General features: G+C 71.9%; 21 protein-coding genes. 12 read left to right on the forward strand and 9 right to left on the reverse strand.

Translation table 11 applies throughout. The annotated features are described in order from the left end of the window. The first annotated feature begins 93 nt into the window (after nucleotides 1–93). On the forward strand, nucleotides 94–1323 hold the full coding sequence (locus VF330_RS23315; protein WP_330853785.1) for an RNA polymerase sigma factor: 1230 nt from the start codon (nucleotides 94–96) through the stop codon (nucleotides 1321–1323). Here VF330_RS23315 and VF330_RS23320 read toward each other — a convergent pair. Next, on the reverse strand, nucleotides 1231–1791 hold the full coding sequence (locus tag VF330_RS23320; protein ID WP_330853786.1) for a copper resistance CopC family protein: 561 nt from the start codon (nucleotides 1789–1791) through the stop codon (nucleotides 1231–1233). The genes VF330_RS23315 and VF330_RS23320 overlap by 93 nt on opposite strands. Nucleotides 1792–1835: 44 nt before the next feature. Next, complete coding sequence (locus VF330_RS23325) at nucleotides 1836–3014, reverse strand: MFS transporter (RefSeq protein ID WP_330853787.1); 1179 nt, start codon at nucleotides 3012–3014, stop codon at nucleotides 1836–1838. Between the two features lie 130 nt (nucleotides 3015–3144). Here VF330_RS23325 and VF330_RS23330 point away from each other — a divergent pair, with 130 nt between their 5' ends. Continuing rightward, on the forward strand, nucleotides 3145–3540 hold the full coding sequence (locus VF330_RS23330; protein ID WP_330853788.1) for an ATP-binding protein: 396 nt from the start codon (nucleotides 3145–3147) through the stop codon (nucleotides 3538–3540). 82 nt (nucleotides 3541–3622) lie between these two features. After that, nucleotides 3623–4024: an ATP-binding protein gene (locus VF330_RS23335; protein WP_330853789.1), complete on the forward strand. Its 402-nt coding sequence runs from the start codon at nucleotides 3623–3625 to the stop codon at nucleotides 4022–4024. Here VF330_RS23335 and bla read toward each other — a convergent pair. From bla to VF330_RS23350, 3 genes are all read right to left on the reverse strand, one after another. Further along, complete coding sequence (gene bla / locus VF330_RS23340; protein ID WP_330853790.1) at nucleotides 4017–4925, reverse strand: class A beta-lactamase; 909 nt, start codon at nucleotides 4923–4925, stop codon at nucleotides 4017–4019. The two genes, VF330_RS23335 and bla, sit on opposite strands and share 8 nt — an antisense overlap. 106 nt (nucleotides 4926–5031) lie before the next feature. Next, a complete protein-coding gene (locus VF330_RS23345; RefSeq protein WP_330853791.1) occupies nucleotides 5032–5604 on the reverse strand; it encodes a DUF4232 domain-containing protein in 573 nt (190 codons plus the stop codon). A gap of 86 nt (nucleotides 5605–5690) precedes the next feature. Next, a complete protein-coding gene (locus VF330_RS23350; RefSeq protein ID WP_330853792.1) occupies nucleotides 5691–6866 on the reverse strand; it encodes an SGNH/GDSL hydrolase family protein in 1176 nt (391 codons plus the stop codon). Between the two features lie 66 nt (nucleotides 6867–6932). Between VF330_RS23350 and VF330_RS23355 the strand changes: the two genes are divergently transcribed. After that, nucleotides 6933–7463: a class I SAM-dependent methyltransferase gene (locus tag VF330_RS23355; RefSeq protein WP_330853793.1), complete on the forward strand. Its 531-nt coding sequence runs from the start codon at nucleotides 6933–6935 to the stop codon at nucleotides 7461–7463. Here VF330_RS23355 and VF330_RS23360 read toward each other — a convergent pair. Then, nucleotides 7436–8269, reverse strand: a complete 834-nt coding sequence (locus VF330_RS23360) for a LysR substrate-binding domain-containing protein (protein ID WP_330853794.1) — start codon at nucleotides 8267–8269, stop codon at nucleotides 7436–7438. The genes VF330_RS23355 and VF330_RS23360 overlap by 28 nt on opposite strands. An 82-nt stretch (nucleotides 8270–8351) precedes the next feature. Here VF330_RS23360 and VF330_RS23365 point away from each other — a divergent pair, with 82 nt between their 5' ends. Continuing rightward, nucleotides 8352–9230 carry an MBL fold metallo-hydrolase gene (locus tag VF330_RS23365; protein ID WP_330853795.1) on the forward strand — a complete coding sequence of 293 codons (879 nt, stop codon included), beginning with the start codon at nucleotides 8352–8354 and terminating at the stop codon, nucleotides 9228–9230. Nucleotides 9231–9232: 2 nt separating this feature from the next. On the opposite strand, the gene VF330_RS23370 is transcribed toward VF330_RS23365, so the two are convergent. Then, entirely contained in the window at nucleotides 9233–10444 is a 1212-nt protein-coding gene (locus VF330_RS23370) for a serine hydrolase domain-containing protein (RefSeq protein WP_330853796.1), read from the reverse strand. Nucleotides 10445–10640: 196 nt separating this feature from the next. Here VF330_RS23370 and VF330_RS23375 point away from each other — a divergent pair, with 196 nt between their 5' ends. Together VF330_RS23375 and VF330_RS23380 are read left to right on the forward strand one after the other, a co-directional pair. Further along, on the forward strand, nucleotides 10641–11375 hold the full coding sequence (locus tag VF330_RS23375) for a carbonic anhydrase family protein (RefSeq protein ID WP_330853797.1): 735 nt from the start codon (nucleotides 10641–10643) through the stop codon (nucleotides 11373–11375). A gap of 160 nt (nucleotides 11376–11535) precedes the next feature. Then, the gene (locus tag VF330_RS23380) at nucleotides 11536–12762 is read left to right on the forward strand and encodes an MFS transporter (RefSeq protein WP_330853798.1); all 1227 of its coding nucleotides are present in this window, start codon (nucleotides 11536–11538) and stop codon (nucleotides 12760–12762) included. On the opposite strand, the gene VF330_RS23385 is transcribed toward VF330_RS23380, so the two are convergent. Further along, the gene (locus tag VF330_RS23385; protein WP_330853799.1) at nucleotides 12669–13262 is read right to left on the reverse strand and encodes a DedA family protein; all 594 of its coding nucleotides are present in this window, start codon (nucleotides 13260–13262) and stop codon (nucleotides 12669–12671) included. The genes VF330_RS23380 and VF330_RS23385 overlap by 94 nt on opposite strands. A 115-nt stretch (nucleotides 13263–13377) precedes the next feature. On the opposite strand from VF330_RS23385, the gene VF330_RS23390 reads away from it, so the two are divergent. The 5 genes from VF330_RS23390 (at nucleotide 13378) to VF330_RS23410 (ending at nucleotide 18235) form a co-directional block, all read left to right on the forward strand. Next, nucleotides 13378–13932 (forward strand): DUF1453 domain-containing protein, encoded by a 555-nt coding sequence (locus VF330_RS23390; protein ID WP_330853800.1) that lies wholly within the window; start codon nucleotides 13378–13380, stop codon nucleotides 13930–13932. Further along, the gene (locus VF330_RS23395; protein ID WP_330853801.1) at nucleotides 13929–14966 is read left to right on the forward strand and encodes a sensor histidine kinase; all 1038 of its coding nucleotides are present in this window, start codon (nucleotides 13929–13931) and stop codon (nucleotides 14964–14966) included. Before VF330_RS23390 ends, VF330_RS23395 begins: the two co-directional genes overlap by 4 nt. Beyond that, on the forward strand, nucleotides 14963–15586 hold the full coding sequence (locus VF330_RS23400) for a response regulator transcription factor (protein ID WP_330853802.1): 624 nt from the start codon (nucleotides 14963–14965) through the stop codon (nucleotides 15584–15586). The genes VF330_RS23395 and VF330_RS23400 overlap by 4 nt, the downstream gene beginning before the upstream one ends. Nucleotides 15587–15636: 50 nt before the next feature. Then, nucleotides 15637–16989, forward strand: coding sequence for a gamma-glutamyltransferase (locus VF330_RS23405; RefSeq protein ID WP_330853803.1), 1353 nt, complete (start codon nucleotides 15637–15639; stop codon nucleotides 16987–16989). 64 nt (nucleotides 16990–17053) lie between these two features. Continuing rightward, the gene (locus tag VF330_RS23410) at nucleotides 17054–18235 is read left to right on the forward strand and encodes an MFS transporter (RefSeq protein ID WP_330853804.1); all 1182 of its coding nucleotides are present in this window, start codon (nucleotides 17054–17056) and stop codon (nucleotides 18233–18235) included. On the opposite strand, the gene VF330_RS23415 is transcribed toward VF330_RS23410, so the two are convergent. Beyond that, the gene (locus tag VF330_RS23415) at nucleotides 18213–19388 is read right to left on the reverse strand and encodes a hypothetical protein (RefSeq protein WP_330853805.1); all 1176 of its coding nucleotides are present in this window, start codon (nucleotides 19386–19388) and stop codon (nucleotides 18213–18215) included. The genes VF330_RS23410 and VF330_RS23415 overlap by 23 nt on opposite strands. Nucleotides 19389–19594: the final 206 nt, after the last annotated feature.

The raw sequence follows: 19594 nt of genomic DNA on the forward strand, positions 1-19594 counted from the left end.
GGCCGAGGACCTCGACGAGGCGCTGGAGTGGGGACGCCGGCTGGCGACCGTGCTCAGCCCGCTGCCGGTCGAGGTCAGGCCGATCGCGTTCGCGTGATCGAGGAGGTCTTCCGCGCGGAGTACGGCCGCGCGGTGTCGGTCCTGACCCGCGTCCTCGGCGACCTCGACCTCGCCGAGGAGGTGGTGCAGGACGCCTTCGCCACGGCCGCCGAGCAGTGGCCGGTCACCGGCGTGCCGCCGTCCCCCGCCGGCTGGGTCGTCACGACCGCCCGCCGCCGCGCGATCGACCGGCTGCGCCGCGAGACCAAGGGGCACGAGAAGCACGCGCAGGCCGCCTTGCTGCACCACGAACCCGACACGCGGGAGGGGGAGGACGTGCCGGACGACCGGCTGCGCCTGATCTTCACCTGCTGCCACCCGTCGCTGGCGCCGCAGGCGAGGGTCGCGCTCACGCTGAAGCTGCTGGGCGGCCTCACGACGGGGGAGATCGCCAGGGCGTTCCTCGTGCCGGAAGCCACGATGGCGCAACGGATCGTGCGGGCGAAGGGCAAGATCCGCGCGGCCCGCGTCCCGTACCGGGTGCCGCGCGACGCCGACCTGCCCGACCGGCTCGGCGCCGTGCTCGCGGTCCTGTACCTGATCTTCAACGAGGGGTACCTCGACCGGCGCGAGCTCAGCGCGGAGGCGATCCGGCTGGGCCGGGTGCTGGCCGGGCTCATGCCGGACGAGCCGGAGGTGTGGGGCCTGCTCGCGCTGATGCTGCTCGTCGACTCGCGCAGGGACGCCCGGCTGCGCGACGGCGGGATCGTCCTGCTGGCCGACCAGGACCGGGCGCTGTGGGACGCGGACCTGGTCGCGGAGGGCCAGGAGCTCGTGCGCCGCTGCCTGCGCTGGAACCGGCCCGGCCCGTACCAGGTGCAGGCGGCGATCAACGCCGTGCACAGCGACCCGCCGACCGACTGGCACCAGGTCGTGGCGCTCTACGACCAGCTGCTGGCGATGACGCCGAGTCCGGTCGTGGCGCTGCATCGCGCCGTCGCGGTGGCCGAGACCGAGGGACCCCGCACGGCGCTGGACCTGGTCGACGCGCTCGACCTCGACCGCTACCACCTGTTCCACGCCGTGCGCGCGGATCTGCTGCACCGGCTGGGGGAGGACCCGCGCCCGGCACTGGAGGCCGCGCTCGCACGGGCGGAGCACCCGGCAGAACGCGACCTGCTCGCGAAACGGCTAGGTCGTAGACCGTCGGCGGATCAGCAGGATCGCGCCGACGAGCGCCACCAGCCCGGCGAGGACCCACACCCAGAGCGGCACGCCCCCTGAGTCCCGGGAGGCCGGCGGGGCGGCGTTCGTCACCGGCGCGCTCATCGTCACCGACGACGGGGCGGCGGCGGACGACGCGGACGACGCGGGTGGCACCGCGGCGAGGTTCACGGTGAAGGTGAACGTGCCCTCGATGGTGTCGCCGTCGTCGGACTTCGCCTTCCACGCCAGCGTGTGCGCGCCGGCCCGCATCACCGCGGTGTCGAACTTCGCGGTGATGACCTTGTCGACGGCGGCGGACTGGGTGACCGGCCACGTGACGCCGTCCGGTCCCGTCACGGTGACCGCGTCGCCGTCGGGCAGGCTGACGACGTCGCTGAACGTCAGCTCGACCTGCCGGGGCGGGGTGTCGAGGACCGCGCCGGACGCCGGGGTGCTGCTCTTGAGCTCGGCGTGGGCCTGTGCGGGGACGGCCACGGCCGTCGCGGCGAGCAGGGCCAGCACGAGCGCGCTGAAGGAACGCCTCACGCGCGCAGCGTAACGGTCCGCACGCGTGGTGCCACAGAGCGAAGTCAGACCGGGATCCGGTCCGGCGGAACCCGGGACGGCCCGATCGGCACCAGCGCCAGACCGGTCGCGAGCGCGGCGGCGACCCCGGCGGCGACCACCGGCGCGACCGGGTCGACGTCGTAGAGCAGACCGCTGGCCATCGGTGCGAGGACGACCGTGAGCGCGGTCGTGGCGTTGACCAGACCCGAGACCACCCCTTGCCGCCGGGACCCGGCGCCGAGCGTGGCGGCCGCCGCGAACCCGGTGACCCCGAGGCCGATGCCGACCGCCACCACCAGGAAACCCAGCGCGGCCGGCAGCACCGACGGTGCGACCGCCAGCACGACGTACCCGGCCAGGGCGACCGGCGCGCCGATCTTCATCAGCTTGCCCGCCGGCCACCCCAGCACCGGCACGAGCACGGCCTGCGTGCCGACCAGCGCGACGGCGGCGACGAGGGGGACGAGACCGGCGACTCCGGTCGTGACGTCGGACTGGAGCCGCTCCTTCACCAGCAGCAGGGTGACGACCTCCGCCAGGCCGAGCGACAGGTGCAACAGGAACCCGACCGCGAACGCGGGCAGCACCTCCCACGGCTGGAACCGCGCCGGCCGGTCGGCGGGCGGCCCCGGCCGGACGGAGACGAGCACCGCGACCGCGACCACGGCGGCGACCAACGGTGCGAGGTAGAGCGGCAGCAGCAGCGACACGACCGCCAGCCCGGCACCGACGAGCGGGCCGACGACGGCACCCAGTCCCGACGCCGCACCGACCAGGCCGACGGCACGGGTGCGCTGTCCTTCCGGCGAGGTGCCCGCGACGGCGAGCGCCACGACGGGCAACGACGCGAGGCCGACGCCGAGCACCAGGCTGCGCAGCACCAGCACGGCCGTGAACCCGAGACCGGCCGTCAGCGTCTCGTCGGACGTGAGCGTCACCGCCACCGCGAACCCGGCCAGTCCGGCCACGCAGAGGGCGAGACCCGCGACCAGCACGGGCCGCAGACCGGCGAAGTCGAGCGCCAGCCCCCACAGCGGGCTCGACAGCGCGACCGCGACGGCGGAGACCGACAGCACCAGCCCGTACTGGGAGGCGGTGAGGTCGAGGTCGTGGACTAAAGAGGGGAACAGAGGGGTGAGCAGCTGCTGCGCGAAGGAGATCGCCAGCAGTGCGAGGAGCAAGGGCGTCAACGTTCTGGGCACGCGGTTTCCCCCTGGAGTTGCGGCTGCGGGCCGAGGGTAGCCCGCGATCGGCGCTGGTCACCTCGTTGGTTTGGGAATCGATGCACTCGGGTAACCCGCGCCCGAACTGATCATCCGACCGAGGAGCGGTTTGGCGCACGACCAGGCAGCGGAGACGGGCGAGGCGGCGGATCTGCCACTGGGCAGGCACCGGCCGTCCCTCGCGGCCGTCCGGCGCTGGGTGCGGCTGGAGCTCGTGGGCGAGGACGTCGACGCCGTGGCGGACGTGCTGCTGGTGGTCAACGAGCTGGTGAGCAACGCCTACCGGTACACGTCGGAGCCGTCGTTCCTGCGCGTGGCCGTGGAGCGGAACAAGATCCGCATCGAGATCACCCACGACGCCCGCGCGCACCCGCCGTTGCGCAAGGTCTCCCGCCCGCAGCGCGGCTACGGTCTGGTCCTCGTGGCCAGGCTGTCCGACCGCTGGGGAGTGGACAGGGCCCACGGTGGCACCGTCGTCTGGGCGGACCTGCCGAGGATGACGTGATAGAAGTTCGCTGTGTTCCGAACGATGTGTTGCTGGGTATGGGACCTCCTGCCTTGAAACCACAGGGCGCCGGGAGAAGCTGATGGGTATTGCAGGACGGTCCGGCGAACGGGTGGACCTCGTCCTACCGGAGGACGCACTGCCGCTCGCCGACGTGCGGGCGCAGGTGCGCCGCCTCCTGCTGGGGATGCACGAGAACGTCGTGGTCGACGTGATGGTCGTGGCGACGGAGCTCGTGAGCAACGCGTACCACCACGCCGCGGCACCTCGCCGTGCGCGCGTGCTGTGCCTTCCCGAGCGGGAGGTCGTGCGGGTCGAGGTCGACGACGGGACGCCCGGCCGGTTCCCGCAGCTGGGGCGGATGGGGTTCCGCGGCCGTCGTCAGCGCGGGTTGCTGCTGGTGAACGGCCTGGCCCAGGTGTGGGGGCACAACCGGTTCCCCGACCTCAGGACCGTGTGGGCGGACGTCTCGACGGTCAGGTGAGGGTCTCGAGCACGTAGGCGGCGGCCTCGGCGACGAGCGCCTCGTCGTACTCGGTGTCCGCCGCCTTGCTGGACATGATCGCCACGAGCACCGGCTCGCGTCCCGGCGGCCACACGACCGCGATGTCGTTGACCGTGCCGTACGAGCCGGTGCCGGTCTTGTTCGCGACCCTGCTGCCCCGGGGGACACCGGCCCTGACGCGCTTGGCGCCGGTCGTCGAGCGTTCGAGCAGGCCGGTGAGGAAGGCGCGCTTCTCCGGCGCGAGCGCGTCGCCGAGCACGAGCCGCCGGTAGTCGGTGCCGAGCGCCCGCGGGGTCGCCGTGTCGCGCGGGTCGCCGGGGGTGGCCGAGGTGATGTCCGGCTCGGCGCGGTCCATCCGCGTCTCGGTGTCGCCGAGCTCGCGCAGGTAGCGGGTGAGCTCCGCCGGGCCGCCGAGGTCGCGCAGCAGCAGGTTGCCCGCCGTGCCGTCGCTGTACCGGACCGCCGCGTCGCACAGGTCGCGCAGGCTCATGCCGGTTGCGACGTGCTGCCTCGTGATCGCCGAGCTCTTCATCAGGTCGGCGTCGGTGTAGGCGATGACGGTGTCCAGGTGCGCCATCGGGTTGCGGTGCAGGACCGCGGCGGCGGCCAGGCCCTTGAACGTCGAGCAGAACGCGAACCGCTCGTCCGCCCGGTGCTCGACGGTCCTGCCCGCGCCGGCCGCGAAGACGCCGAGACGGGCGTCGAACTTCTTCTCCAGCGCGAAGAGCGCGTCGTGCCGCACAGGAGCGGCACTGGTCGTCGTGGTGGTCGTCGTGGTGGTCGTCGCCGGTGCGGTGGTCGCCGGGGGCGGTGGCGCCGCCGCGCAGCCGGCCAGCGGCAGGAGGGCGAACGTCTTGAGCACCGCACGTCGATCGGTCACCGTGCCAACCTAATCGAGCTTGTGGCGCGCCCGGCGCAGTGCCAGGTGGACGCACCGCACCTGACCGACCCGCGGCGCGACACCATCGACGCCGCCGGGCGAGGAGCTAGTCGAAGACCGTGACGCCCTGGGCGGCCGGCTGCATCGTGCCGACCTTGACCTCGCTCACCTTGAGCTTGCCGACGTCGGCGATCGGCTGGCCGTCGGTGCCGATGAACGTCACCTTCGCCGGCGCCGTGCCGGGCAGCTCGGCGGTCATCTCGTTGAGGGCGAAGGAGTTGCCGCCGTCCAGGTCCATCAGCACCCCGGCGAACGCGGTCTGACCCGGCTGCAGCGTGATCGACGGGCCCTCGCCCGGCACGAGCTTCTGCTCGACCGGGATGGCCGCGGGCTCGCCGGCGGCGTTGGTGAAGGAGAGCTTCGGCCAGCCCTGGAAGGTGACCGGCGCGGACCCCCGGTTCGTCGCGGTGAGCAGGCCGAGGCCGGGCTTGCCCTGCATGGTGAGCTCCGCCTTGATCGCGGACTGCGTCTTGTCCGCGCCGCTCGCGGCGGTGGACGGCGAGGCGCTGGTTTGCGCACCGGTGGACGGCGTCGTGCTCTGGGCGCCGGAGCCGTTCGCCTGCGTCCCGCAGGCCGCCAGAGCGGCGACGAGCGAGACGGCCAGGATCGTGACACGCATCGGGTGGGACCCCCTGGTTCGAGTTGATCTCCGCCGGATAACCGGACCAGGGGGCCGCGCAAACCTCGGCTACCCGAACGTGCGGCTCAGAGCACGGCCGGGTCGACCGCCCTCGCCATCGCCTCGAAACCCCTGTCGCCGGGGTGCAGGTGGTCGCCCTGGTCGTAGTCGGGCTTGATGCGCTGCGGGTCGGAGGGGTCGCGGATGACCGCGTCGAAGTCGACGACCGCGTCGAAGTCGGAGCTCGTGCGGATGAACGAGTTCACGGCCTGCCGCACGCCCTCCAGCTCGTCGGTGTAGCTGTTCCAGCCCTTGAACGGCGTGATCGTCGCGCCGACGACCCGCAGCCCGCGGTCGTGGGAGCGCTGGGCGATCTGCCTCAGCGCCGCGATGATCTTGGCCGGGTCGGTCTCGTGCGGGGTCTGCTGGATGTCGTTGATGCCCTCGAAGACGATCACGCTGCGCACGCCGGTCTGGGTCAGCACGTCGCGGTTCAGACGGGCCTGCGCGTTCGGGCCGGCCGAGCCGCCGTCGAGCAGCAGCCGGTTGCCGCTGATGCCCGCGTTCAGCACGCCCAGGCGCGTGTTGACGCGGTCGGCGAGCTGGTCGGGCCAGCGCAGGTTCGCGCCCCACGTCGAGTTCGCGCCGTCGGTGATCGAGTCGCCGAGCGCCACCACGCTGCCGCGCAACGTGGACGTGCGGACGTCCACACCCGACACGAAGTGCCAGTTGGTCGTGCGCTCGCGGTACGGGGCCGCGGACTCGTCGGCGGTGTGGTTGCCGTCGCGGGTGAAGTACGAGTTCTGCATGGTCAGCTGGTGGTGCGTGACGGGACCGCCGGGCTCGGGCGTGAAGACGCTGACCAGCAGGTCCGAGTCGGCCGGGACGGTCAGCGCCACGCCGTCGCTGACCACGTCGGCGCCGGGCGGTGCGGTGATCGACCGCGAACCGCCGAACGTGAGCGTGCGCATCGTGCCGGGCACCGCGGTGGGCGTGTCCGAACCGGCCGCTCGTGCCACCGTGACCTGGCCGAACACCACCGGCGTGCGGCCGTAGGCGTTGGAGAGCCGGACTCTGATCTCCTTGCCGCCCGCGCTCACGTGCACGATGTTGCGGATCGAGAAGTTCGGGTAGCCGTTGTCGGTGCCGGGCACCGCGGACGAGGGCGCGGCGGCCCAGGTGCCGACCCATCGGAGCGGTGCGGCGTGCGCGGGAGAGGCCGCCGCCACGAGCAACGCCACTGCCAGCAGAAAGCGCGTCATGCCCTCGACCTTGGCAGCGCTCTCACACAGGCGGTATCCGCCGATCTTCGGATCTATGCTGGCCGGGTGTGGAACGGAGCGGAGTACCAGCGCAGGTTCGACTCGCTCGCCGAGTCCGGGGTGGACGTGCACGGCGAGGCGGCGTTCGTGCGCGCCTACGGGCCCAGGACGGTGCTGGACGCCGGCTGCGGCACCGGACGCGTCGCGATCGAGCTGGCCCGGCACGGCGTCGAGGTCGTCGGGGCGGACCTCGACGAGTCGATGATCGCCCACGCCCGGGAGCTGGCGCCGGACATCACGTGGGTCAGGTCCGACCTGGCCGAGCTCGACCTCGGCCGGACGTTCGACGTGGTCGTGATGGCGGGCAACGTGCCGCTGTTCACCGCGCCCGGCACGCAGGACGCGCTGGTGGCCGGGGTCGCGAGGCACGTCGGCGGCGTCCTGGTCGCCGGGTTCGGCCTGGGCCGCGGCTACACCGTCGAGCAGTACGACGAGCACTGCGCGCGGGCCGGGCTGAAGCTCGCCGAGCGGTTCGCGACGTGGGACCGGGAGGAGTTCCGGGGCGGCGACTACGCCGTCTCCGTCCACACGACCTGAGTGGCCGCCTCGACGAAGTCCCTCGTGAGCGGGTCGTCGTCCCGCCAGGCGACCACGACGGGGCTGGGCGCCATGTCGTCGATCGGCACGACCCTCAGCTCGTCGCCCAGGTCGTGCCCGAGCGGTGCGAGCCCGACGGATCCGTTCCACAGCACGGACTGCACGCACTCCTGCACGGCGCGGACGGTCGGGCCCCGGCGCGGCCGCCCGCCGTTCCAGTAGCTCCGCCAGATCTCGTCGGTGCCGTCCGGGAACTGGAACCAGTCGCGGCCGTCGAGATCGGCGGTGGTGATGCGCTCTTCCTGAGCGAGGGGGTCGTCCGCCCTGAGCACCGCGCCGACCGGGTCCGTGCGCAGGACCCGCGTCCGCAGGCCGGTCCGGTCGAACGGGCCGCGGGTGAGGGCGACATCGACCTGGTGCGCCCGCAGGCCGCAGGTCGGGTCGGTCAGGTCGGTCTCCCTGACGACGATCTCGACGCCGGGGTGCTTCCTCCGGAACTCCTGGGCGATCCGCGCAGCCCCGTGGTCGCCGAGCACCCCCACCGTGAGAACGGATTTGGTGACCTTGGCGCGAACCTGGTCGGCGTGGTCGAGCAGCGCCCGCGCCTCGTGCAGGAGCGTCTCGCCCGCGCCGGTGAGCGCGACGCCCGCGGGGGAGCGGCGGAACAGGGCGGTGCCGAGGTCGGTCTCGAGGAGCTTGATCGCCCGGCTCAGCGGCGGCTGGCTCATGTGCAGGCGCCGCGCGGCCCGGCCGAAGTGGAGCTCCTCGGCGACCGCGACGAAGTAGCGCAACGTCCGCAGCTCCATGATCAGCCACGATACTCGCCCGGTATCGCCGTGACCGAGCCGGTCTTGGACGCGCGGGGTGGTGGGGCGGTGCAGTGGGGGCATGAACCTCCCAGACCCCGCCGTCCACGTCTCCGGCGCCGTCGACCTCGCTCCCGACGTCCTCGTGATCCCGAACGACCACGTCGGTCTCGTGCCCAACATCGGCATCATCGGCGGCACCGAGGCCGTCCTCGTCGTCGACACCGGCCTCGGCCCGGACAACGCCCGCGCGGTGTTCGAGCTCGCCTCCGAGGTGGCCCGCGGCCGCGAGGTGCTGCTGACGACAACCCACTTCCACCCCGAGCACGCGTTCGGCGCCTCGGTCTTCGACGGGTCCTATGTGGTCGGTCAGGCGCAGGCGGACGACCTGCGGCGCAAGGGTTCCGGCTACCTGGAGATGTTCCGCGGCTTCGGCGGCGCGGTCGCCGACCGCCTGGCCGGCGCCGAGGTGCCGGTGCCGGACGTGGTCTTCGCCGGCGAGCACGCCCTCGACCTGGGCGGCCGCACGGTGCTGCTGCGCCCCACCGGCCGCGGCCACACGCTGGGCGACCAGGTCGTCGAGGTGCCGGACGCGGGCGTGCTGTTCACCGGCGACCTGGCCGAGACGGGCCAGTTCGCGATCTTTCCGTGGTTCCCGCCGCACGACACCGACGTGTCCGGCCTCGCGTGGATCGCCGTGCTGGAACGCCTGATCGCCTCCTCACCGCGCACGGTCGTGCCGGGGCACGGGTCGGTGGGAACGGCTGCGGTTCTCTCCGGTGTGCGCGACTACCTGCTGGAGCTGCGCGACGAGACCTGGCGGCGGCGCGACTCCGCTATGGCGTTGGAGGACATCGTCGAGGAGGTGCGTTCTGTGCTGGTCGAACGGCATCCCGAGTGGGTGGGGCAGGAGTGGATCGAACGCGGCGTCGGCTGCCTGTGCGCAGAGCACGCTCTATAGCTTCAGTGTTGACCAAAACTCACTCTCGCCGCAGCGGCCCCGTTGTGCAGGAAGTCAGCCCGTTCTCCTGAGCCGACAAGGGAGAAGACCTGGTGCGGCGGCTCGGTGGTGATGATCGTGTCGTGAGAGCGGCGGGTCACCTCCACGCGCCGTTCCGGGCTGCCGTCGCGGGGCCGGTGGATGAGGAACGCGCGGTCGTCCTCGGTGGCGAGGGTGATGTCGTGCAGGGTGCTGCGGTAGGTGCCGCACATCCAGTCGTCGACCGGGTGCCGGTCGGTGGGCGGGATCGGCAGGGGGTCGATCCCGCCGAGGACGTCGCTGACGATCTCGTGGGCGAGCGGGTCGGCGTTGGAGCCGTTGGTGAGGACCACCACGGCGGTGTCCCTCGACGGGTCGACGCGCAGGAAGGCCTTCTGCCCCTTGGAAACGCCGGTGTGGCCGGCCATGCCGCCCGCGTACAGCATCCAGCCGAGTCCCCATCGCCGGACGCCGCCGCCGAAGTCGGGCACGGAGTCGAGTTGGGGCTCGCGCAGGGCGGCGTAGTTGGCGAGCTGGAGGCGGACGAACTTCATCAGGTCGTGGGCGCTCATCGCGAGGTGTGAGCCACTCGGTGCCGTTGCGTAGGAGACCGCCCACTTCGTCGTGGGGACGCCGTTCGTGTGGCCGACCGCGGCGCGGTGGAGGATCGCCTCGCAGGCGTCGGTGGCGACGGTGTCCAGGCCGAGCGGCGTGACCAGTTCGGAGCGCAGCACGTCGTGGAAGGGCTTGCCGCGCACCACCTCGACCAGTCTGCCCAGCACTGTGAAGCCACTGTTGGAGTAGGAGAAGACGCGGCCTGGGGCGAACGGGTGGGGTGCGCCGGTGATCGCGGCGACGAACTCCTCGGTCGTGCGGGCGGCGGTGACGTGGTTGGCGTCGAGGCCGCTGGTGTGGGTGAGCAGGTGGCGGGCCGTGATGCCCGGCGCGAAACCGGGCAGGTGCGCGTGCACGGGCGCGTCGAGGTCGAGGAGGCCGTCGTCCACCAGGTGCTGGACCAGCGTCGCCGTCCAGAGCTTGGTGATCGAGCCGATCTTGAACACCGCGTCGGGCGTGACCTCGACCCCGGTGCGCAGGTTCAGCACGCCCGCGGCGAAGTCGTGAATCTCGCCGTCCACCAGCACTGCGACCTGCGCACCCGGCACGTCGTGCTTCGCGATGAGCTCGCTCAGGATCATCAGTCGATCCTGCCTCAGTCCTCGAATGCGCCTGCGCAATCCGAAAACGGCAAACAAGAGCGAACCAGACAATTGAGATTGAGAACGCTTTCGTTCACCAAAAAACCACCAATCGAGACCGGGACGAATTCCGGAACGATGAGAGCGCGGCCACAATTCATCCCCCTTTCCACTCGATCGGGTGAAAAGTGGCGCGATGAACTTGAAAAGGTCCCTTCCGGCACTTCTTCCGCTCGTCCTCACCGCGTCCTTCTTCGCGAACGGCGCCGCCGAGTCGGCCACGCCGACGCAGAGCCCGGTGAACGTCACGCCCGGCGCGATCCGGTTCGACCCGCACGCCGCCAAGCTCGACGTGACGTACGGGAGCTCCGCGCTGGAGCTCAAGTACATCCGCAAGGACACCGACAAGGCGGACGGGTGCGCGGCCCGCGACCACGAGGAGACAGAGGAAGCCGACGTGGTGCCCGGATCGGGGCACGTGACCGTCGCCGGCACGCGGTACGACCTGGTCCAGTTCCACTTCCACACGCCGTCCGAGCACACGTTCGGTGGCCGGCACACGCCGCTGGAGATGCACCTGGTGCACCGCAGCGCGGAAGGCAAGTTGCTCGTCATCGGTGTGCCATTGGTCGTGGGGGCGCATTCGGCCGTGGACGACGTGCTGGCGCACCTCGCGCCCGAGTGCGATGCGCCGGTGGAGGTGGCGTCGGTCAACCTCAACCGGTTGCTGCCGGTCGGGCACCACACGCTGCACTACACCGGGTCGCTGACGACGGCGCCGTTCACCGAGGGCGTCGAGTGGTACCTGACCGGGGAGCAGCACGTGACGGCCGCGTCGATCGCGCGGTTCCAGGCGTTGTTCTCCGCGGGCAACGCCCGTGCGGCGCAGCCGCTGAACGGGCGGGCGTTGGTCGAGGTCCCGCGCATCTGAGCGGAGGGCCGGTCCCGGCAGGGGCCGGCCCCCCGTGTGAGCAGTCGCACCGGGTCGGACGCTTCTGAAGCGCGTCAGAAGAGTCGTAGGATGGTTCCAGTCGCTAACTAATTCGTCCCTGCGTCAGCGCCGACCGCGGGCAACCCGACCAGGAGCGAATGTGAACACCACCCGCGCCATGACCGCTCTCGCGCTCGGCGGGTTCGGCATCGGCACGACCGAGTTCGCGACCATGGGCCTGCTGCCGCAGATCGCGGAGACCTTCGGCATCCCCGACTACGAGGCCGGGCACGCGATCAGCCTCTACGCCGCCGGTGTCGTCGTCGGTGCGCCGCTGATCGCGGTGCTCGGCGCCAAGCTGCCGCGCAAGGGCATGCTCATCGGCCTGATGCTGGCGGTCGCGCTGGGCAACGGGCTGTCGGCGGCCGCCCAGGACAAGACGTTGCTGCTCGTGGCGCGGTTCGTCGCCGGACTGCCGCACGGCGCGTTCTTCGGCATCGCGGCGGTCGTCGTCGCCACGCTCGTGGCGCCGGAACGGCGGGGGACGGCTGTTGCGCGCGTGATGGTCGGTCTGACCGTGGCGAACCTCGTGGGCGTACCGCTCGCGACGGCCGCTGGGCAGCAGATCAGCTGGCGGACGGCGTACCTCGCGGTCGCGGCCATCGCCGTGGTCACCGCGGCGGCGATCGCGCTCTGGGTGCCGAGGGTGCCCAAGGTCGAGGGCGCGTCGATGAAGGGCGAGGTCCGCGCGTTCGGGCGGCCGACGGTGTGGTTCGCGATCTTCACCGGCATGATCGGCTTCGGCGGCATGTTCGCCGTCTACTCCTACGTCGCGCCGCTGACCACCGAGGTGGCGGGGCTGTCGACCGGGGTCGTGCCGTGGGTCCTCGCGGTGTTCGGGCTCGGCATGACGCTCGGCGCGACGTTCGGCGGCCGGTTCGTGGACCGGTCGGTGACGCGCTCGGTGTTCGGCGGGCTGGTGGCCGTCTGCGTGATCCTGGTGCTGTTCGGGCTCACCGCGACCATCCCGGTGTTCCTGTTCGCGTTCCTGTTCCTGCTGGGCTTCGTCGTGCAGATCCTGGCGGCGGCCCTGCAGGTGCGGCTGATGGACGCCTCGCCGGACGCGCCGTCGCTCGCGGCCTCGTCCAACCACTCGTCGCTCAACGTCGCGAACGGCGCGGGCGCGTGGCTCGGCGGGCTCGCCATCGCGGCGGGCTGGGGCTACACCTCCACGGCCTGGGTCGGTGTGGGCCTGTCGCTTGCGGGTCTCGCGATCGCGGTGGCGTCGGTGCTCTACGAGCGGCGCGCCTTGGAGCGGGAGACCACGAACCACACGAGGGCGATGGCCAGCGCGGCCAGCACCGCCGTCGACACCCACCCCAGGTAGCGGTCGACGAGCTCGTAGTTCTCGCCGAGCGCGTAGCCGGCGAGGATCAGCGCGGTGTTCCACACGAGGCTGCCGGCCGCGGTGTAGAGGGTGAACTTCACGATCGGCATCCCCGACACCCCGGCCGGGATGGAGATCAGGCTGCGCACGACGGGCACCATCCGGCCGATGAACACGGCCCTGTTGCCGTGCTTGTCGAACCACGCGTCGGACTTGTCCACGTCGGACACCGTGACGAACGGGATCCTGTCCGCGACCTTGCGCAGCCGCTCCAGCCCGAGCCACGCGCCCAGCCCGTAGAGCACGAGCGCGCCCACGACCGAGCCCGCCGTCGTCCACAGGATCGCGGCGACCAGCGAGATCTTGCCCTGGCCCGCGGTGAACCCCGCCAGCGGCAGGATGAGCTCGCTCGGCACCGGCGGGAACACGTTCTCGAGGGCGACCGCGAGCCCCGCGCCGGGCGATCCGAGGGCCTCCATCAGCCGGGTGATCCACTCCATGGTTCGAATTACCCGTTTTGCCCGGACTCTCAACCTCAGGGTGGAGACGGATCTCCACCCGCACTGGGTTCCTGGGTCGAGGCGCTGAGCTGCCCGGATTCCTAGCGTTGCAGCCATGACCGGAACTGTTGAGATCGTCCTGATCGCCGCGGCGATCGTCTACGTGATGGCACGCCGGCTGGCAGGGGAGCCCGCCGTCGGCAAGCGGCTGTTGCTGCTCCCCGCCGTCCTCGGCGTGATCGGACTGACCCAGACGTCGGTCCCCTCGGCGGACGCAGTGGTGTTCCTCGCGGTCAGCGTCCTGCTCAGCGCGGTGTTCGGCGTGCTGCGCGGCCTGACCATCCGCACCTACGAGCGCGACGGGCTGGTGATGCTGCGCTACACGGTCACGACGGTCGTGCTGTGGGTGGCGAGCATCGCCGCGCGGTTCGCCCTGGGGTTCGCGGCGAACCTGCTCGACCCCGGCGCGGTGCAGGCGGGCAACGGGCTGATGCTCGTCGTCGGAGCCGGCCTGCTCGCCGAGGGGCTGGTCGTGATGTCGAAGGCCGTCCGGGTCGGCGGCCGGGTCGTCTGGGCCAAGGGCCGCGACGGCGAGCCGCACCGCACGTCCGCGTTCGTCGACTCCTGGCAGGAGAAGGTCCGCGGGACCGGGCATGATGCGTCCCGATGACGTTCGCCGACGAGTTGTTCCGCCCCCTGGTCGTGCTGGTGATCTCCGTGGTCACGGTGGTCCAGCTGATCGACCGGCCGCCGCGGCTGCCCGAGCTGACCTGGGCGCTCACCGCCGTGACGGTCGCGACGGCGCTCGCGGCCGCGCTCGGCCGGGTGCCGGGCCGCGCCCGCACGGCGGTGGTCGTGGTGTCCGTGCTGGCGGCGGCTCCGCTGTTCGCGCTGACACCGGCCACCGCGGGCGTGGCGTTCGTGTTCGTCGCGTCCGGCACGGCCGGGCGTGAGATCGAGTCGAGGCAGGTCGCGGTCGGTGTGGCGGCCGCGGGTGCGGTGCTCGCGATGGTCTGCACGTGGATGTCCGGCTCGCCGGACGTCCCGCCGTGGTGGCTGTGCCTCACCGCCGGCCTGCCGGTGTTCCTCGGCATGATCCGCCGGGAACGCGACGCCGCCGCGGCCGCCGCCGAGTACGCGGCGGCGCTGGAGGAACGCGGCCGCATCGCCCGCGAGATCCACGACGTGGTCGGGCACGCGCTGTCCGGCGTCGCCGTGCAGCTGGACATGGCCGACGCCCTGCACGCCGCCGGCAAGTCCGAGGAAGCCAACGAGGCCGTGCTGCGCGCACGGGCGTTGGCGGTCTCCGGCCTGAAGGAGACCCGGCGCGCGGTGCACGCGCTGAGGGAGGACTCGCTCTCGTTGCCGGAGTCGCTGGCCAAGCTCGCCGAGAGCCACCGCGCGTCGTTCCGCGTCGCCGGTGCCGGTGAGACGGGCGTCGAGACCACGCAGGCCGTCCTCCGCACGGCCCAGGAAGCCCTCACCAACGCCCACAGGCACGCGCCGGGAGCCGAGGTCGGCCTGGTGCTGGAGTACGAGCCGGAGTCGGTGAGGCTGACGGTGACCGACGACGGGAAAGAACACCGGGCGGGCAGCGGGATGGGCCTGACCGGCATGCGGGAACGGGCCGCCCTGCTCGGCGGCACGCTGGCCGCGGGACCGGGAGGTCCCGGGTGGACGGTGCGATTGGAGCTGCCGCGGTGATCAGGCTGTTGATCGTGGACGACCAGGCCGCGGTGCGCGACGCGCTCGCCGTCATGCTCGACCTCGACCCGGACATCACGGTCGTCGGCACCGCGGCCGACGGACGGCAGGCCGTCGCCGCGGTGGCGGACCTGGCGCCCGAGGTGGTGCTCATGGACCTCAACATGCCGGTGATGGGCGGCGCCGAGGCGACCGCCGCGCTGCGCGACTCGCACCCGTCCCTGCCCGTCGTCGTGCTGACCACGTTCGACGACGACGAGTCGATCCTCGCCGCGCTGCGGGCCGGCGCCCGCGGCTACCTGACCAAGGACGCCGACCGCGGCACGATCGTCCAGGCCGTGCGCGGCGCCCACGCGGGCAACGCGATCCTCGACCCCGCCGTGCAGTCGCGGTTGCTCGACCTCGCGAGCCGCGGCCCCGCCACCGGCCCCGGCGTCGACCTCACCGCCCGCGAACGCGAGGTGCTCGACCTGATCGGGCAGGGCCTGCGCAACCAGGAGATCGCGCGGCGGCTGTTCATCAGCGAGGCCACCGTGAAGACCCACATCAACAACCTGTTCGCCAAGGCCGGCCTGCACTCGCGGGCCGACGCCGTCCGGCTGGCACTCGACCTGCGCTGAGACCGCGCGCTGCACTACCGTTGTCAGCCTTCTGCGCAGGGAGGCAGACGGTGCGAGGAGCCGTAGCGGCGGGTCACCCGCTCACCGCCGAGGCGGGTGCGGCGATGCTGCGCGCCGGCGGGAACGCCGTGGACGCGGCCGTCGCGGCGATGCTGACCTCGTGCGTCACCGAGCCGCTGCTCACCGGGCTCGGCGCCGCCGGGTACATGATGATCGCCCCCGCCGGGCGGCCGCCCGTGCTGCTGGACTTCTCCGCCGAGGCACCCGGACGCGGCAGGACGGGGCAGCGGGCGCCGCTCACCCCCGTCGTCCTGCGCTTCGGGGACGTGGACCAGGAGTTCCAGGTCGGGCCATCGTCCGTGGCCGCGTACGGCCTGCCCGCCGGTGCGGCGCTCGCCGCCACCTACGGCCGTGCGCCGCTGGAGGACCTCGTGGCCACCGCCGCGACGCACGCCCGCGAGGGGCACCTGGTCAACCGGTACCAGGCGTACGTCACGTCGTTGCTGCTGCCGCTCGCGCGGAGCATCGGCCTGAACGCCCTGGTGGAGGGCGAGCTCCTCGTGCGGCACGACGTCGCCGACGCGCTCGACCGGCTGGGCCGCGAGGGCGCGGAACCGTTCTACACCGGTGACATCGCCGCCGCGATCGTCGACGAGATCGGCACCCGCGGTGGCGACCTCACGCACGCCGACCTCCGCGCGTACGAGGTGGTGCGACGCAAACCGCTGCACGTGCGGCACCGCGGCCGTGACATCCACACGAACCCACCGCCCGCCATGGGAGGTGCGTTGCTCACGCAGATGCTGGAAGCGTTGCCGGACAACCCGTCGCAGCAGGACCTCGTCCGAGCGCTGGCCACCCCGAAGCGGCCGCTGAACCGGCTCGGCTCCACCACGCACATCTCGGTGCTCGACGCCGACGGCACGGCCTGCTCCGTCACGACCACGAGCGGCGCGGGCTCGGGCATCTCGGTGGCCGGCGTGCACCTGAACAACATGATGGGGGAGGAGGACCTGTCGCCCGACGGGTTCTTCAGCCACCTGCCCGGCGACCGGCTGCCGTCGATGATGGCGCCGACCGTGGTGACCAAAGACGGCGGCGCGGAGCTGGTGCTCGGCAGCGCGGGGTCGAGCCGGATCTCCGGCGCGATCCTGCAGGTGCTGGTGAACGTCCTCGACCGCGGGATGGCCGCCCAGGACGCCGTCGACGCGCCGCGGATGCACCTGAGTGGCGACCACCTCCACGTCGAACCGGGAATAAAACCGGAAAACGAGTTGCCGGTGACGTTCTTCCGCGCGCCGAACATGTTCTTCGGCGGGTGCCAGCTGGTCGAGATGACCGGTTCCGGCCTGCTCAGGGGTGGTGCGGATCACCGCAGGGACGGCGCTGTCGTGGTCGTGTGAGATCTTGCCCGCACAATGGGATATCCGGTTTCCCGATGGCGGGACGACAGCGGACGATGAGCGGGTGACGGCACTCAGCGAGAGAAGATCCTCGCCGCTCCTGTCCCGTACCTTCCTCCAACTCTCCGTCATCAGCGTCGTGTCCGGCATGTCGATGGCGTTCGCGCTGCCGTTCAACTCGCTCTTCCTCACGAGCGAGATCGGCGTGACGCCGTTCCAGCTCGGCTTCTTCCTGATCGTCAGCCCGGTCGCGTCGGTCGTGGCGAGCACGGTCATGGGCAAGCTCTCCGACGGCCGGGTGCAGCGCCGGTACATGCTCGCCGCGGGCGGTGTCGCCGGCGCGGTCGGCTACGGCCTGTTCGCCGTGCTGCGCGACTACTGGTTCCTGCTCGGCACGTCCGTGGTCTTCATCGCGGTCACCTCGTCGTTGCTGCCGCAGCTCTTCGCCTACGGCCGGCAGGTCTCGCGGGGCCCGTCGATGGTGGTCAGCGTCCTGCGCACGCTGCTGTCCGTCGCGTGGGTCGCCGGACCGCCGGTGGCCGCGCTGCTCGTCGCGAAGACGGGCTGGGTGGGCCTCTTCGGCTCGACCGCCGTCCTCAGCGCCGGCGTCGCCGTGCTCGCCCTGCTGCTGCCCGTGCCCGCCGCGGAACCGGAGGACGAACCCGCCGAGGAGGCCGCTGCCGGACCGGTGCGCGGCACGATGGCGTTCGTCTCCGCGGCCTTCACGTTCATGCAGGGATCGGTCGCGCTCGCGGTGAGCGGCCTGCCGCTGTTCATCACGACCAACCTCGGGGGCACCGCGGGCGACGCCGGCATCACCATGGGCCTGTGCGCGGCGCTGGAGATCCCGATGATGCTGTGGTTCGGGGCGCTGGCGAACCGGATGTCGCAGCACCGGCTCGTGCTCATCGGCGCGGCGATCTCGCTGAGCTACCACGGCCTGATGGTGTTCACCGACGCCGTCTGGCAGGTGATGGCCCTGCAGCTGCTGCACGCCACCGTCATCTCGCTGGTGATGGGCGTGGGCATCACGTACTTCCAGAGCCTCGACCCGCTGCGGCCCGGCCACGCCACGACGATGTTCAGCAACACCCAGATCGTCGGCAGCATGGTCGCGGGCGCGTTGCTCGGCGTCTCCCAGGGGCTGGGCTTCCGCTGGGTCTACGGCTTCAGCTTCACCATGTGCGTGTGCGGCCTGGTGTTGCTGCTGCTCGCGGGCAGGCTCACTGGATCGTCGAGGCGGTGACCTCCGGCTTGCCGCCCGCGCCGAGGTAGAAGATCCCCTTGATCGTCTCGAAGCCCAGGCTGGGGTTGCGGCGCAGCGTGGAGCCCTCGACCGACATCGAGCCCGAGTTGTCGTTGCTGACGAAGAACACCGCGCCGCCGCCCTCGTTGGCCTGGTTGTCCTCGACCAGGGACCCGGCGAGCCGCAGCGTGAACGTATTGCCGTCGTTGTAGATCGCGCCACCGCTGCCACCACCCGGCGTGCCGGCCCGCGCCGGGTTGGCGCCGCGGCCGACGGCCTTGTTGCCCTTCATCAGGCTGTTGAGCACCACCCACGACGTGCCGATGCTGCTCAGCGCGCCACCGTTGGCGCAGACGCCGCCTTCGAAAGTGCTGCCGGTGATGTGGACGGGTCCATCGCGGAACTGGTCGAGCACGCGGATCGCCGCGCCGCCCAAGTCAGGACCGCCGGCGTCGCACTTGTTGCCCGCGAAGCGGGAATTGACGACCTTCAGCTGCCCGCCGCGCACGAACAGCGCGCCGCCACCGCCGCCCTCGGTCTCGTCGCCGGTGGAGTTGCCGTCGGCGAGCGTGATGTTCTGGACGACGAGCTTCGGGGCGTCCTGGTCCTGGCAGTGCGAGGTCGTGATGCCGAGCGCCTTGTCGCAGGTGTTCTGGTAGAGCACGCGGCGCTGTCCCCGGCCGCTCAGCGTGATCCGGCCGCCGCCGTCGAGCACGACCTTCGCGCCCGAGCTCGTGCGGACCTTCGCGGTCGCGGCCATCGGGATGGTGAGCGGGTCCGGCCCGCAGCTGAACGTGATGACGCCGCCGGCGGCGACCGCGTCGACCACGGCCTGCGAGGTGCAGGACGCGGGCGTGCCGGTGCCGACCACGCGGGTGGGTTTGGAGGTGTCCTCGGCGGCGGCTTCCGGTGGCACGGCGGCGGTGCCGTTCGGGTTGCCGAACTTCGCGACGGGAGGCGGGGGAGGGGGCGGTGCGGCGGGAGTCGAGGAGGCGGCGGCGCTGCTGGTGCTCGACGGTGGCGTCACCACGGTCACGGTCTGCGATGGCGACGCCGTCGGTAACGACGGGGCGGCGACGGGGGAACCCTGGACCGTCGTGCCGCAGCCGGCCACGAGGGCGGCGAGCAGCACGACTACCTGTCTACCTGACATGGCGGGCACCCTAAACCGGATGTCCCGCTGGGCAAAGTGCCTGGTGGGACTATGCGAGACCAAGGCGTTCCCGATGCGTGTCACGACCGTGACTCCGCGGACCGGGACAAGACCCGGTTGTGCGCGCTCTCACAGCCCGACTCCGCTGGTGCGCAAGGTGTCCGTGCTGACTCGTGGATCAAGTGTTCACACCTTGCTGGTCCGGT

This window comes from Lentzea sp. (genome assembly GCF_036380075.1).
Taxonomy (GTDB): Bacteria; Actinomycetota; Actinomycetes; order Mycobacteriales; family Pseudonocardiaceae; genus Lentzea.